This is a genomic window from Oceanicella sp. SM1341 (assembly GCF_003448965.1).
GTDB lineage: Bacteria > Pseudomonadota > Alphaproteobacteria > Rhodobacterales > Rhodobacteraceae > Paroceanicella.
Genome location: NZ_QRGC01000011.1, coordinates 34,295 through 48,660 on the forward strand (window position 1 = coordinate 34,295; position 14,366 = coordinate 48,660).

15 protein-coding genes are annotated in these 14,366 nt (G+C 68.4%); 7 read left to right on the forward strand and 8 right to left on the reverse strand.

The window, feature by feature from the left end:
- The first annotated feature begins 11 nt into the window (after positions 1 to 11).
- From D3P35_RS11890 to D3P35_RS11900, 3 genes are read left to right on the forward strand one after another with little or no spacing between them, the layout of a single operon-like run.
- On the forward strand, positions 12 to 1,115 hold the full coding sequence (locus D3P35_RS11890) for a mannitol dehydrogenase family protein (RefSeq protein ID WP_118134952.1): 1,104 nt from the start codon (positions 12 to 14) through the stop codon (positions 1,113 to 1,115).
- Complete coding sequence (locus tag D3P35_RS11895; protein ID WP_118134953.1) at positions 1,112 to 2,614, forward strand: UxaA family hydrolase; 1,503 nt, start codon at positions 1,112 to 1,114, stop codon at positions 2,612 to 2,614. The genes D3P35_RS11890 and D3P35_RS11895 overlap by 4 nt, the downstream gene beginning before the upstream one ends.
- A complete protein-coding gene (locus D3P35_RS11900; protein ID WP_232830480.1) occupies positions 2,611 to 3,534 on the forward strand; it encodes a sugar kinase in 924 nt (307 codons plus the stop codon). The genes D3P35_RS11895 and D3P35_RS11900 overlap by 4 nt, the downstream gene beginning before the upstream one ends.
- A gap of 56 nt (positions 3,535 to 3,590) precedes the next feature.
- On the opposite strand, the gene D3P35_RS11905 is transcribed toward D3P35_RS11900, so the two are convergent.
- The gene (locus D3P35_RS11905) at positions 3,591 to 3,725 is read right to left on the reverse strand and encodes an aa3-type cytochrome c oxidase subunit IV (RefSeq protein ID WP_118134954.1); all 135 of its coding nucleotides are present in this window, start codon (positions 3,723 to 3,725) and stop codon (positions 3,591 to 3,593) included.
- 177 nt (positions 3,726 to 3,902) lie between these two features.
- Between D3P35_RS11905 and D3P35_RS11910 the strand changes: the two genes are divergently transcribed.
- On the forward strand, positions 3,903 to 4,787 hold the full coding sequence (locus tag D3P35_RS11910) for a LysR substrate-binding domain-containing protein (RefSeq protein WP_118134955.1): 885 nt from the start codon (positions 3,903 to 3,905) through the stop codon (positions 4,785 to 4,787).
- The gene (locus tag D3P35_RS11915; RefSeq protein ID WP_118134956.1) at positions 4,784 to 5,968 is read left to right on the forward strand and encodes a TDT family transporter; all 1,185 of its coding nucleotides are present in this window, start codon (positions 4,784 to 4,786) and stop codon (positions 5,966 to 5,968) included. The genes D3P35_RS11910 and D3P35_RS11915 overlap by 4 nt, the downstream gene beginning before the upstream one ends.
- Here D3P35_RS11915 and D3P35_RS11920 read toward each other — a convergent pair.
- From D3P35_RS11920 to cyoA, 7 genes are all read right to left on the reverse strand, one after another.
- Positions 5,947 to 6,366: a GFA family protein gene (locus tag D3P35_RS11920; RefSeq protein ID WP_118134957.1), complete on the reverse strand. Its 420-nt coding sequence runs from the start codon at positions 6,364 to 6,366 to the stop codon at positions 5,947 to 5,949. The genes D3P35_RS11915 and D3P35_RS11920 overlap by 22 nt on opposite strands.
- A gap of 20 nt (positions 6,367 to 6,386) precedes the next feature.
- Complete coding sequence (locus tag D3P35_RS11925; protein ID WP_118134958.1) at positions 6,387 to 6,833, reverse strand: SRPBCC family protein; 447 nt, start codon at positions 6,831 to 6,833, stop codon at positions 6,387 to 6,389.
- A complete protein-coding gene (locus D3P35_RS11930; protein ID WP_118134959.1) occupies positions 6,830 to 7,150 on the reverse strand; it encodes a helix-turn-helix transcriptional regulator in 321 nt (106 codons plus the stop codon). Before D3P35_RS11930 ends, D3P35_RS11925 begins: the two co-directional genes overlap by 4 nt.
- 163 nt (positions 7,151 to 7,313) lie before the next feature.
- Positions 7,314 to 7,676 (reverse strand): cytochrome o ubiquinol oxidase subunit IV, encoded by a 363-nt coding sequence (gene cyoD / locus D3P35_RS11935; RefSeq protein WP_118134960.1) that lies wholly within the window; start codon positions 7,674 to 7,676, stop codon positions 7,314 to 7,316.
- Positions 7,676 to 8,305 (reverse strand): cytochrome o ubiquinol oxidase subunit III, encoded by a 630-nt coding sequence (cyoC, locus tag D3P35_RS11940; protein WP_118134961.1) that lies wholly within the window; start codon positions 8,303 to 8,305, stop codon positions 7,676 to 7,678. Before cyoC ends, cyoD begins: the two co-directional genes overlap by 1 nt.
- Before the next feature lie 2 nt (positions 8,306 to 8,307).
- The gene (gene cyoB, locus D3P35_RS11945) at positions 8,308 to 10,281 is read right to left on the reverse strand and encodes a cytochrome o ubiquinol oxidase subunit I (RefSeq protein ID WP_118134962.1); all 1,974 of its coding nucleotides are present in this window, start codon (positions 10,279 to 10,281) and stop codon (positions 8,308 to 8,310) included.
- A gap of 15 nt (positions 10,282 to 10,296) precedes the next feature.
- Positions 10,297 to 11,160, reverse strand: a complete 864-nt coding sequence (cyoA, locus tag D3P35_RS11950; RefSeq protein WP_118134963.1) for a ubiquinol oxidase subunit II — start codon at positions 11,158 to 11,160, stop codon at positions 10,297 to 10,299.
- A gap of 707 nt (positions 11,161 to 11,867) precedes the next feature.
- On the opposite strand from cyoA, the gene D3P35_RS11955 reads away from it, so the two are divergent.
- Positions 11,868 to 12,893, forward strand: a complete 1,026-nt coding sequence (locus D3P35_RS11955; RefSeq protein WP_118134964.1) for a LacI family DNA-binding transcriptional regulator — start codon at positions 11,868 to 11,870, stop codon at positions 12,891 to 12,893.
- 161 nt (positions 12,894 to 13,054) lie between these two features.
- Entirely contained in the window at positions 13,055 to 14,218 is a 1,164-nt protein-coding gene (locus D3P35_RS11960) for a mechanosensitive ion channel family protein (protein ID WP_118134965.1), read from the forward strand.
- Positions 14,219 to 14,366 lie beyond the last annotated feature (148 nt).

Consider the following 14,366-nt stretch of genomic DNA (forward strand, 5'->3'; position numbering starts at 1 on the left):
AGGCCAGAGGCTTGACCACTCCCGTACTCCAGTTCGGCACCAGCCGGTTCCTGCAGGCGCATGCCGACCTGTTCTTCGCCGAGGCCGAGAGCCCGCTCGCGGTCACGGTGGTGCAATCCTCCGGCGACGCGTCGCGCGCAAAGCGCCTCGGCGCCCTCGCCGCCCCGGAAGGCTACCCGGTCCGCATCCGCGGGCTGGAGGCCGGCACGGTGATCGACGAGGAGCGCCGCGTCACCTCGGTGAAGCGCACCCTCTCCACCGCGACCGACTGGGCGGAGGTCACCCGCGTGTTCTGCGAGGAAGCCGAGGTGGTGATCTCCAACACCGGCGACGCGGGCTATGCCCCGCGCCCCGATGACACCGCGCCCGATTTCGCGCAGGGCATGAGCTTCCCCGCGAAGCTCTACCACCTGCTCGCCGCCCGCTTTGCCGCCGGCGCCGAGCCCCTCACCGTGATGCCGATGGAACTGGTGCCCGAGAACGGCCGCGTGCTGCGCGCCCGCGTGCTCGAGATCGCCGCCGCCAATGCCGCCGCGCCCGCGCTGGTCGACTGGATCGGCCAGCAGGTGGTCTGGGCCTCGAGCCTGGTCGACCGCATCGTCTCCGAGCCGCTGGAGCCCGCCGGCGCGGTGGCCGAGCCCTACGCGCTCTGGGCCATCGAGGCGGCGCCGGGTGTCACCGCGCCCTGCGTGCATCCCTGCGTGCAGCTGGTGCCCGATCTCGAGGAGATCGAGCGGCTGAAGTTGCATATCCTCAACCTCGGACATACGTCTCTCGTGGACATGTGGCAGCGCCGGGGGGCGGACCCATCCGCCGTGGTGCGCGACTTCATCGCCATCCCGGAGGTGCGCGCCGAGCTCGATGCGATCTTCGCCGAGGAGGTGCTTCCCGCCTTCGCCGCGGCGGGCCGTGGCACCGAGGCGGAGGCCTATCTCGCCACCACGCTGGAGCGTTTCGCGAACCCGTTCCTCGACCACCGCATTTCCGACATCGCCCAGAACCATGCCCAGAAGGTCGCCCGCCGCATCGTGGCCTTCATGGACTGGGCAAAAGCCAATGGCGGCCCCGCCGGAATGCCCCGGCTGGAGGCCATCACAGCAAGGTCAGGCCAATGACAACCCTCGTGCGCGACAGCATGCATCTCAATACCGCCGACAACGTGGCCGTGGCGCTCCGTGCGCTCAAGGCCGGCGAGACGGTGGACGGAACCACCCTCCTCACCGACGTGCCCATGGGCCACAAGTTTGCCGTGATGCCGGTGGCCAAGGGCAGCCCGGTGGTGAAATACGGCCAGGTGATGGCCACCGCCACCGCCGACATCGCCGCGGGCGAGCATGTCCACGTGCAGAACTGCGCCATGGCCGAGGAGCATTCCACCGAGTCCGAGCAGCGCGGGCAGGTCCACGCGAAGCCCGAGCGCACCACCTTCGAGGGCTTCCTGCGCCCCGACGGCCGCGCCGGCACGCGCAACTACATCGGCATCCTCGCCTCGGTGAACTGCTCCTCGACCGTCTGCGGCGCCATCGCGGCGGAGGCGAACCGGGTGCTGAAGCCGAAATACCCCGGGGTGGACGGCTTCGCCCCCATCGTGCACGACCAGGGCTGCGGCATGGCCGGCTCGGGCGAGGGCTTCGACACGCTGGTGCGCACCCTCAAGGGCTACCGCGACCACCCGAATTTCGCCGGCGTGCTCATCGTCGGCCTCGGCTGCGAGGTGAACCAGCTCACGCTCTACAAGCGCGATGACTGGACCCGCGAGCGCTTCCAGACCTTCAACATCCAGGAAGTGGGCGGCTCCGCCTCCGCCGTGCGCCGCGCGGTGGAACTGCTCGAGCCCATCGCCGAGGCGGCGAACCGCGACGTGCGCGAGACGCTGCCGGTCTCGCTGCTCACGCTGGGCATGCAGTGCGGCGGCTCGGACGGCTTCTCCGGCATCTCGGCGAACCCCGCACTCGGTGTCGCCTCGGACATGCTGGTGGCCGCGGGCGGTACCTCGATCCTGTCGGAAACCCCGGAGATCTTCGGCGCCGAGCACCTGCTCATCGCCCGGGCCGACCCCGAGACCGGCGCGAAGATCGAGGCGATGATCGACTGGTGGCGCGCCTATGCCGATCGCAACGGCGCCTCGCTCGACAACAACCCCTCGCCGGGCAACAAGCGCGGCGGCCTCACCACCATCCTCGAGAAATCCCTCGGCGCGGTGGCCAAGGGCGGCCTCTCGCCGCTCTCGGGCGCCTATGCCTATGCCGAGCGCATCGACCGGCCCGGCTTCGTCTACATGGACAGCCCGGGCTACGACCCGGTTGCGGCCACCGGCCAGGTGGCGAGCGGGGCGAACATCATCGCCTTCACCACCGGGCGCGGCTCGTGCTTCGGCGCCAAGCCCGCGCCCTCGGTGAAGCTCGCCTCCAACGGCGCGCTGTTCCGCTCGATGCCCGAGGACATGGACATCAACTGCGGCACCATCCTCGAGGAGGGCGCGAGCCTGGAGGAGGTCGGCCGGCAGATCTACGACTTCCTGCTCGACACGGCCTCGGGAAAGAAGACACGCTCCGAGGAATTCGGCTACGGTGACAACGAGTTCGTTCCCTGGAAGATCGGAGCCGTCCTGTGACCAATACCACCGTCGCCTGCATCGGCGAGGCCATGCTCGAGCTGTCCGGCGAGACCGGCGCCGAGCCGCTGCGCCTCAGCAATGCCTTTGCCGGCGACACGCTGAACACCGCTGTCTACCTCGCCCGGCTCGGCCTGCCGGAGGTGGCCTATGTCACCCTGCTGGGCCAGGACGCGGTGTCCGATTCGATGCTGCGCTACATGGCCTCCGAGGGGCTGTCGACCGAGCATGTCGGCCGCCACCCGGAGCGCCTGCCGGGCATCTACCTCATTGAGAACGACCCCGACGGCGAGCGGCATTTCCGCTACTGGCGCGAATCCGCCGCCGCCCGGCGCCTGTTCACCGGCGAGGCCGGGCCGGCGCCGGAGGCGCTCGCGGGCTACGGGCTGATCTACCTCTCCGGCATCTCGGTGGCGATCCTGTCGGAGGAGGCGCGCGCGGCGCTGCTCGCCTTCCTGCCCGGCTACCGCGCTGCCGGCGGCCGCTTTGCCTTCGACAGCAACTACCGCCCCCGCCTGTGGTCCTCGCCCGAGGAGGCCCGCACGGTGCTGGCCCGCTTCTGGGCGCAGGCCGACATCGCCCTGCCCTCGATCGATGACGAGATCGCCCTGCACGGCGGCGGCGAGGCCGAGACCGTGGCGCGCTTCGCCGCCCTGAACGCCGAGGTGCTGATCAAGCGCGGCGCGGCCGGCCCGCTCGCCATCACCGGCGGCACGGTGCAGGAACTCGCCGCCTTCCCGCGCGCCGAGCGCGTGGTCGACACCACCGGGGCCGGCGACAGTTTCAACGCCGGCTACTTCGCCGCCCGCCTGCAGGGCGCAAGCATCCCCGAAGCGGCCGTGCGCGCGCATGCGCTGTCGATGGAAGTCATCGGCCACCGCGGCGCCATCCTGCCGCGCAAGGCCCCCCAGCCCGCCTGACGGCGGGTTCCCCGCATCCCGACATTGCCAGCCCTGCCCCTCACCGGGGCGGGGTGTCAGCTGTTGAAGGCCGCCAGCAGCAGGAGCAGCACGAACACCAGCCCCACCACCCACTGCGTGATGCGCAGGAAGCCGTGGAACGTGTGCTGCTGCTGTTCGATGTTCATGTGACCGTGTTCATGATGGGCCATGGCCCGTCTCCCGACTGTCGCGGGGCGCGGAAGTCACACCGCAACGGGTGAACGCCGCGTTGTGCCTGCAGGTTCCACAGGTTTTCAATCGATTTTTTCGGTCATATTGATCAGATCAATTCGTTTGAACGATTGGTTCGCGCTGCCTATCTCTGTGGCACGGCCAAGGAGCCTATGATGACCCTCGAACAACTCCGCATCTTCGTCGCCGTCGCCGAGCTCGAGCACATGACCCGGGCCGCCGAGGTGCTGCACCTGTCGCAATCGGCGGTGAGTGCGGCGATCGCTGCGCTGGAGGACCGCCACGGCGTGGCGCTGTTCCACCGCGTGGGGCGGCGCATCGAGCTCACCGAGATCGGCGAGACCTTCCTTGCCGAGGCGCGCGCCGTGCTGGCCCGGGCCGAGGCGGCCGAGCAGGTGCTGGGCGAGTTCGGCGGGCTGGTGCGCGGCCGGCTGCGGCTGGTGGCGAGCCAGACCATCGCCGACCACTGGCTGCCGCCGGTGCTCGCCGCCTTCCGGGCCCGCCACCCGAGCATCGACCTCAGCCTCGCCATCGCCAACACCGAGGGCGCCGCGGCGCAGGTTGAGAGCGGAGCCGCCGAGCTGGGCTTCGTGGAGGGCACGGTGCGCGCGCCCGCCCTGCGCCAGGAGCTGGTGGCCGAGGACCCGCTTGTGCTGGTCGCCCCCCCGGGGCTGCCGGCCCCCGACGGCCCGGCGGATGACGACTGGCTGCGCGCAGCACCCTGGATCCTGCGCGAGCAGGGCTCGGGCACGCGCTCCAGCCTCGAGGAGATCCTCACCGCCCGCGGCATCGACCCCGCGGGCCTCACCGTGGCGCTCACCCTGCCCTCCAACGCCGGGGTTCTCTCGGCGGTGGAGGCCGGGGCGGGGGTGGCGGTGCTCTCGGAACGGGTGGTGGCCCGGGCGGTGGCGGGCGGCTCGGTCCGCGCGCTGCCCGCCGGACTGCCGGCCCGCGCCTTCCACGCGCTGCGCCACGGTGCGCGCGCCCGCAGCCGCGCCACGGGGGCGCTGCTCGCCCTCATCAGGAGCCTCGAGCCATGACCAGATTGGCCCTTGCAGCCATGCGGCTGCGCCCCTTCTCCGCGCTGGAGACCCCGCTCGAGGTGATCCGCCAGTTCACCCCGAACTGGTTCGCCGTCACCATGGGCACCGGCGTGGTCTCGCTCATCCTGCCGCAGGTGCCCGGCGCGGGGCCGGTGCTGGCGCCGGTGGGAGAGGCGCTCTGGATGCTCAACATCGGGCTCTTCGCCCTGTTCAGCCTGCTCTACGCCCTGCGCTGGATCCTGTTCGCGCGCGAGGCGCGGCGGATCTTCGACCATGGCGTGGTGTCGATGTTCTTCGGCACCATCCCGATGGGCCTCGCCACGCTGATCAACGGGCTCATCCTCTACGGGTTGCCGCGCTGGGGGGCGGGCGTGGTGCCGGTTGCCGAGGCGCTGTGGTGGGCCGATGCGGCGATGGCGCTGGCCTGCGGCGTGGGCGTGCCCTTCCTGATGTTCTCGCGCCAGGAGCACCGGTTCGAGGCGATGACGGCGGTCTGGCTGCTGCCGGTGGTGGCGGCGGAGGTGGCGGCGGCGAGCGGCGGGCTCATCGCGCCGCATCTCGCCGAGCCGGGCGCGCGCTTCGGCATGCTCATCGCCTCCTACGCGCTCTGGGCCTGCTCGGTGCCCGTGGCCTTCGCGATGATCGGCATCCTGATGCTGCGCATGGCACTGCACAAGCTGCCCGAGCAGGGCATGGCCTCGACGAGCTGGCTCGCGCTCGGGCCGATCGGCACCGGGGCGCTGGGGATGCTGGTGCTGGGCGGCGAGGCGCCGGCGATCTTCGCCGCGCACGGGCTGGAGGCGGCGGGCCATGTCGCCGCCGGGCTGGGGCTGGTGGCGGGGCTGGTGCTCTGGGGCTTCGGCGCCTGGTGGTTCCTGCTCGCCACGCTGATCACCGCGCACCACCTGCGCCGGGGCATCCCGTTCAACCTCGGCGTCTGGGGCTATACCTTCCCCATCGGGGTCTACACGCTGGCCACCTTCCGGCTGGGCGCCGAGCTGAACCTCGCGGCTTTCGAGGGGCTGGGCACCGTGCTCGCCGCCGGGCTGGTGCTGCTCTGGGCGGCGGTGAGCCTGCGCACCCTGAAGGGCTGCTGGAGCGGGGCGCTGTTCTTCTCGCCCTGCATCGCCGGGCTGCCCCGCGGCGGCGCGGAACTTCAGCCCGGCGGTCCCTCCTGAAACGCGGCGAGGCCGGGGCCCGGCCTGTCCCAGGCGAGGCCCCGCGCCGCGAAGGTGACGAGCGTGGGGCGGAAGGCCTCCGGCGCATCGAGGCTGCCGGCGTGGATGGCGGTGAGCCCGGGGTTTGCGGCGAAGCCGAGATGGGTGGGCGTGCCGCAGGTGGGGCAGAAGGCGTGGATCTTCTCCGCCCCGCTCTCCCCCGCCACGCGCCAGGTGGCCGGCGCGCCGGTGACCTGAACCGCCCCCTCCCCCGCGAAGACGAGATAGGAGGAATGCCCGGTGCCGCTGCGCATCCGGCAGTGGCGGCACTGGCAGTGGAGCTGCGCCACCGGCGCGCCCCCGGCCAGGTAGCGGATGGCGCCGCAGGCGCAACCGCCGCTGAAGGATGTGTCGCTCATCATGTCTCTCCCGCAGGGGCTCAGAGCTCCATGCCCCGGCCGGTTTCGAGGAAGGATTTCAGGCTGGAGAGCACCAGCGGCCAGCCCTTCGAGATGCCGTTGAACATGCCGCTGCCGGGCTGCAGCTCCTCGTGGGTCACGGTGAGCTTCACCGTCTCGCCCTGGGGCTCGATGTCGAAGGTGACCCGGCTGTAGGCCTCGGGGTCGGCGCGGGCGCTTTCGTTGGCCCAGCTCAGCACGAGGCGGCGGGGCGGCGCGCTCTCCAGCACCTCGCCCACCAGGTCGACCGTGCGCGCGGCATCGGTGCGCACGTGGCACCAGGCGCTGCCGGGGGTCCAGGCTTCGGCGAGGTTCTCGTGGCCCCAGTAGCGCCGCGCGAGCTCGGGCCGGGTGATGGCCTCGAACACCTTCTCCGGCGTGGTGCGGATGTAGGTGACATAGACGAAGCTTGCTGATCTGTCGGTCATTCCTGCTTCCTTTCGAGCTCGGTCCTGAGGTCGTGCAGAAGGTCCAGGCGGCCTTCCTCGAACTTCCGCACCCAGCGCCCGTAGACCTCGTGCAGCGGCACCGGGTTGATGAAATGCAGCTTCTCGCGGCCGCGGCGCACCGTGCTCACCAGGTTGGCCTGCTCCAGCAGCGCAAGGTGCTGGGTGACCGATTGCCGGGTCATCCCCATCTCCTCGCAAAGCTGGCCGAGCGTCTGGCCATTGCGCGCGCAGAGCCGGTCGAGCAACTGCCTCCGCGCCCTGTCGGCCAGGGCCTTGAACACCTTGTCGTCGTCCATCCGTCACTCCGCTGCCTGTCCTGAAATATGCAGGTATTTGCCTGCACGTCAAGACATGCAGGCAAATACCTGCGTTTTTATCCGGGCATGAAAAAGGGCGGCCCCCCGGGGGGAGCCGCCCTTGCGTATCGGAAACCGGGGCGGGAGGGCCCGCCCCCGCGCCTCAGCGCATGTTTTCCTTCAGCATGTGGTCCACCATCATGTCGGGCGGCATCATGTTCGTGTTCAGGTGATACATGATCCACAGCGACCCGCCCACGAACAGCACGACGATCGTGACGGTGAACACGAAGGACAGCAGCGTCCAGCCGCCCTTCTTCGTGAAGTCCATGTGCAGGAAATACACCAGGTGGACGACGATCTGGATCACCGCCAGCAGGGCGATGGCGAAAAGCGTCGTCTCCGTGCTGAACATGCCCGTCGTCACGATGAGGAACGGGATGACGGTGAGGCCGAAGGCCAGCCCGAGACCGGTGAACAGGATCTGCGGGGTGCCGTGGCTTCCGTGCGAGGACGAACCGGACATCACATCGCTCCTTTCAGGTAGACGAGCGTGAACACGCAGATCCACACCACGTCGAGGAAATGCCAGAACATGCTGAACGTGGCCAGGCGACGGGTCATGAAGCCGCCCACGCCGAAGCGCTTGATCTGGAACATCAGCACGCCCATCCAGACCAGGCCGGCGGTGACATGCAGGCCATGCGTGCCCACCAGGGTGAAGAACGCCGAGAGGAAGGCACTGCGCTGCGGGCTGGCGCCCTCGTGGATGAGGTGCTGGAACTCGTAGACCTCCATCGCGATGAAGCAGGCGCCGAGCACAAAGGTGATCTTCAGCCAGAACGACACCTTGTCGGCGTCGCCCCTGTCGGAGGCGAGCATGGCCAGCCCGCAGGTGCCGGAGGAGGCGAGCAGGAACATCGTCTCGATGAAGACGAAGCCCAGCTCGAAGAGCTCCCGGCCGGTGGGGCCGCCGTCGGTGGCGCCCGCCAGCACGGCGTAGGTGGCGAAGAGCGTCGCGAAGATGATGCAATCGCTCATGAGGTAGATCCAGAAGCCGAGCTGGGTGGTCCCGTCGACGTCGTGGTGGTGATCATCCTCGTGGTGGACCGCGGCGCCGTGGGCGCCGTGGTTTGCCAGGGTAGAAGAGCTCATTTTCAGGCCTCCATCATCGGACGCGGAGCGGTAAGGGCCTCGATCCGGGCCACTTCCTCGGCCGGCACGTCATAGTCGCGGTCGGTCGAGAAGGTATGGGTGATGATCCCGACCACGGTGATCGCGAAGCCCGCGATGGCCAGCCACCAGATGTGCCAGACCAGGGCGAAGCCGACCACCAGCCCGAGCATGGCCAGCACGAAGCCCGCGCCGGTGCTCTTGGGCATGTGGATCGGGCCGTAGGGCTTTGCGGGGCCCTTGCGGTTGCGCTGCTTGGTATCCCAGTAGGCGTCGAGCTCGGTCACCTCGGGCTCCTCCGCGAAGTTGTAGAACGGCGGGGGCGAGGACACCGACCACTCCAGGGTGCGGCCGTCCCAGGGGTCGCCCGTGGTGTCGGCCAGTGCCTTGCGGTCGCGGATGCTGACCACCAGCTGGATGAGCTGGCAGGCGATGCCCGCAGCGATCACCACCGCGCCACAGGCCGCGAAGATGAGCCAGGGCTGCCAGTCGGGGTTGTCGTAGTGGTTGATGCGACGGGTCATGCCCATGAAGCCCAGCACGTAGAGCGGCATGAAGGCCATGTAGAAGCCGACGATCCAGCAGAAGAAGGACGCCTTGCCCCACCGCTCGTTCAGCTTGAACCCGAACACCTTCGGGAACCAGTAGGCGAAGCCCGCCAGGTAGCCGAACAGCACGCCGCCGATGATCACGTTGTGGAAGTGGGCGATCAGGAACAGCGAGTTGTGCAGCTGGAAGTCCGCGCCGGGCACCGCGAGCAGAACGCCGGTCATGCCACCGATGGTGAAGGTGATCATGAAGCCGATGGTCCAGAGCACGGGCGGGGTGAGCCGCACCTTGCCGCGGTACATGGTGAACAGCCAGTTGAAGATCTTCACGCCCGTGGGGATGGAGATGATCATCGTGGTGATGCCGAAGACGGCGTTCACGTCGGCGCCGGCACCCATGGTGAAGAAGTGGTGCACCCAGACGAGGAAGGAGAGCACGCCGATGCACACCGTGGCATAGACCATCGACTTGTAGCCGAACAGCGGCTTGCCCGAGAAGGTGGAGATCACCTCCGAGAAGATGCCGAAGGCCGGCAGGATGAGGATGTAGACCTCCGGATGGCCCCAGGCCCAGATGAGGTTGATGTACATCATCGGGTTGCCGCCGCCGTCCACGGTGAAGAAGTGGAAGCCGAGGTAGCGGTCGAGGGTGAGCAGCACCAGGGTGGCGGTGAGGATCGGGAAGGAGGCCACGATCAGCACGTTGGCGACCAGCGTGGTCCAGGTGAAGACCGGGACGCGCATCATGTTCATGCCGCGCGCGCGCATCTTCATGATCGTCGTGATCAGGTTGACACCTGACAACGTCGTGCCGATGCCCGAGAGCTGCAGCGCCCAGATGTAGTAGTCCACCCCGACATCCGGGCTGTAGCCGAGCTCGGAGAGCGGCGGATAGGCCAGCCAGCCGGTCTTGGCGAATTCGCCGACGACGAGCGAGATGTTGATGAGGATGGCGCCGCCCGCGGTGAGCCAGAAGCTCAGCGAGTTCACGAAGGGGAAGGCCACGTCGCGCGCGCCGATCTGCAGCGGCATGACGATGTTCATGAGCCCGATCGCGAAGGGCATGGCCATGAAGAAGATCATGATCACGCCATGCGCGGTGAACACCTGGTCGTAGTGGTGCGGCGGCAGGTAGCCGGCGGCGTCATTGGCCGCGATGGCCTGCTGGCCGCGCATCATGATGGCGTCCGAGAAGCCGCGCAGCAGCATGATGAACGCGAGGATCACGTACATGACGCCGATGCGCTTGTGGTCCACCGAGGTGAGCCACTCGTCCCAGAGGTAGCGCCACTTGCCGAACCAGGTGATCAGCGACAGGACGGCGAGACCGCCGATGACGATCCCGGCGAACACGACCATGATGATCGGCTCGTGCCAGGGGACCGAATTGAGTGTGAGTTTTCCGAACATGTCAGAGCTCCGTGTTCACGAGCGCGGCTCGACATGGTGTCCGAGCACCATGTACTTGTTGCGGACGATGTCGTCGAAGAGCCCGGGCTGGACCTGGGCGTAGAACATCGGCTCCACGTTCGTGCTCGGCCGGGCGAGATCCTGATAGCTGTCGCCGTTCAGGGTGTTGTGCCCGGCATGGACGGTATCGATCCAGGCGTCGTAGGCCTGGTCGGTGACGGCCCGCATCTTGAACTGCATGTCCGAGAAGCCGTGGCCGGAGTAGTTGGCCGACAGGCCGTCATAGACGCCCTCGTGATCGGCGATGAGGTGGAGCTTCGTCTCCATGCCCGCCATCGCGTAGATCTGGCCGCCCAGTTCCGGGATCCAGAAGGAATTCATCAGCGCGGAGGAAGAGATCGAGAAGTTCACCGGGCGGTTCGCCGGAACGACGATCTCGTTCACCGTGGCGATGCCCTCTTCGGGGTAGATGAACAGCCATTTCCAGTCGAGCGAGACGACCTGGATGTTCACCGGCTCCTCGGCATGGTCGAGCGGCTTGTAGGGGTCGAGGTCGTGGGAGGAGTTCCAGGTGATGACGGCCAGGATGGCGATAATCACGCAGGGCACGGCCCAGACCACGAACTCGATCTTGCCGGAATGCGACCAGTTCGGGAGGTAGCCGCTGTGGCCCTCGCGGTCGCGGTAGCGCCAGGCGAAGAGAAGGGTCATCACGATCACCGGGATCACGACGATCAGCATCAGCAGCGTGGCGGTCACGATGAGGTTGCGCTCCTCGATGCCCACCTGGCCCTTGGGGTCCAGGACGGGAAAGCGGCAGGCCGCCAGCAGCGGCAGGAGCGAGAGCAGGAAGAGGCGGCGCAGGGTTTTGGCGATCATCCCTTCCTCCCCTTGCCCGACGCGCGCCGACCAAGCGGGAGCTGGGCGCGGAAGATAGAATGGACTGGCATGTAACATGGCTCCGTCAGACTCGTGGGTCGCCGACGGCGTGACGATCGGGAGGCATTTGGAAGCGCGTGCGAAACGCGCAGGCAAATACGCGGCAAGAGCGTATCAAGGGCACAATCAGAACGATTGTGTCGGAAGTGATGCGGCTGTCTTGTCGTCCGAACGCGGACCAGTTCTGCGACTGCGCCTGAGCTACGCCCATCTCGCGGTCGCCGCAACGCCTACCTTGGATTATGCGGCGGATTGTCGCGATATTTTATTCGAGGGACTCATCTAATCGGCGAGACTCCCCCTGCACCTTTCCCGGAAAAGCCGCAATAGGGTATTCTGGTTCACTTTTTCGGGAGAGACGCCGATGCGCCAGGAAAGTTCGGCGCGACTCGGCCTGGCTTCCTGTTTTTTGTGCATCGCAACATTGCGGGTGAAAAGAACCGTTTCACCCAGGCTTCCGCGCGGCCGAATTGCGAACCGACATAACGCGGCGCCCGAATATTGTATCAATGCGAGATCTCGCAATTGTACATTGTATCCGGATTTTTCAGTACAATCGGAATGTTCAGGCGTTACGTCAATCGCGCGGATTTCAATTGCGCCCGGGCCCGGAACGGACAGACTGATCGAAAATCGAACAGGATCGCATGCCAAGCAAAGCCGCCCGCATCCAGGACGTCGCCCTGCTCGCCGGGGTCTCGACAGCCACCGTCAGCCGCACCCTGTCGAGACCGGATCTCGTGTCGGAGGCCACGCGGCGGGCGGTTCACGCCGCCATCGAGGCCTCCGGCTACCGCGCGCCGAGGGGGCCGCACGGCGGCTCGTCCGGCGGGGTGGTGGCGCTGGTGCCCGGCCTCTCGAACCCGTTCTTCACACGGATCCTTTCGGGCATGGCCTCGGTGCTGACCCCGGCGGGATACGCGCTGCTGGTGGCCGACACCTCCGCCCGGCTTTCCGAGGCGCGCACCCTGCTCGACTACATCGACCGCGGCCGCGCCGACGGCATCATCCTGCTGGACGGCACGCTCGACCCCGGCCTTTTCGCCCCGGCGGCCGGCGGGCGCGGCCTGCCGCCGCTCGTCCAGGCCTGCGAGTGGATCGAGGGGCTCTCCGCGCCGCGCGTGCGCGCGGACAACTGCGACGGCGCCGGGCTGGCGGTGCGCCATCTCGCCCGGCTCGGCCACCGGCGCATCGGCCATGTGACCGGCCCGGCGGGAAACGTGCTCACCCGCGCCCGGGCCCGCGGGGTGCAGGACGCGCTCTCCGCCCTCGGGCTGCCGCGGAGCGCGGACTGGGTGCTGCCCGGCGATTTCACCCTGGATGCGGGCCGCCGGGCGGCCCGGGCCTGGCGCACCCTGCCGGACCGGCCCACCGCAATGGTCTTCGCGAATGACGAGATGGCCCTGGGATTCGTGCTCGAGCTGCACGCGGCCGGGCTGGACGTGCCGCGCGACGTCTCCGTCGTCGGCTTCGACGACATCGAGCTCTGCGGCCTGCTCAGCCCCGCGCTCACCACCCTGCGCCAGCCGCGCGCCGAGCTGGGCGCACAGGCCGCCCGGGCCCTGCTCGACCAGATCGGCCAGGGCCCCGCCACCGCCGCGACCGCCCTCGACATCCTGCTGCCGGTGCAGCTTCTCGAGCGCGAGAGCACCGCCCCTCCGCCACCGGGCTGAGGCGCCGCTTCGTGCGGCAGCTTGCCCTTCCGGGGTTTTCGCGGCGCAAAATCGGGATAGACTCTCTCCCGGACCGGCCCGGCCCCCGCCCCGCCGGCCCGCGAGGCGCCACCCGCACAGGCGGCGCACGGCACATCCCCCGCCGCAGGACAGGGAGACGCATGATCACGCAAGCCAAGCTCTGGATAAGCCAATGGGTGCCCTCCTGGGCGCTGGAAGTCGGCCTCGTGCTGCTCGCCCTCGCCATCGCCTGGGTGCTGCACACGCTGGTGATGCGGCTGCTGCTGAACGTGATCGAGGGCCATAACGGCTTCGTTTCACACTCGCTTCGCCGGTTGCGCAGCCCCTCGCGGCTGGCGGTGCTGTTTCTCACCATCGTGCTCATCCTGCCCGCGGCGAACCTGCCGCGGGACTGGCGCCTGCTCTTCCAGCACGCCGCGCTGGTGATGCTGATCATCCTCATCGGCTGGTCGCTGCACATCATCGTGACCGTGATCGCCGACCGGGCCTCGCGGCGCTACCGGCTCGACGACGAGGAGAACCTGATCGCGCGCAAGTTCCACACCCAGATCCGGGTTCTGGTGCAGTGCACGCGCATCATGATCTTCCTCATCACCGCCGCCGCGGTGCTGGTGACCTTCGACGAGGTCCGCGAATGGGGCGTGAGCCTGCTCGCCTCCGCCGGTGCCGCCGGTATCGTGCTCGGCCTCGCGGCGCGGCCGGTCTTCGCCAACCTGATCGCCGGCATCCAGATCGCCCTCACCCAGCCGATCCGGCTGGAGGACGTGGTGATCGTGGAAGGCGAGTGGGGCTGGATCGAGGAGATCACCTCCACCTATGTCGTGGTGCGCATCTGGGACTGGCGGCGCATGGTGGTGCCGCTGTCCTATTTCATCGAGAAGCCCTTCCAGAACTGGACGCGGCGCAGCTCCAACATCATCGGCGCCGTGGTCTGGGAGGTGGACTACACCCTGCCGGTCGAGGAGATGCGCTCCAAGCTCGACGAGTTCGCCCGCGAGAGCAAGCTCTGGGACGGCAACGTGCTGAACCTGCAGGTGATCGAGGCGAATTCCACCACCATGACGGTGCGGGCGCTGATGTCGGCGCGCAATTCGCCCCGGGTGTGGGACCTGCGCTGCGAGATCCGCGAGAAGATGATCGCCTGGCTGCAGGCGACCTACCCCCAGTCGCTGCCGCGCCAGCGCACCGGCCTGCAGATGATGGAGAACTGGACCGGCCCCGTGCCCCCCCTGCCCGGCCGCGACTTCGCCGGCATGGAAGCGCCCGAGGCCCCCGGCGGACGGGCCGCCGCCGGACCGGGCTGAGCGCCGACGCGCTAACCCTTTCTACACGCGAGGGGAGTAGTTGCTTGCTCGTTCACAGGAAAGGAACGAGCATGGGGCTGAGACTTACACCGGCGTTGGCCGCCCTCGCGCTCCTGGCGTACTCGGGCTTCGCGGCCTCGCAGACGTC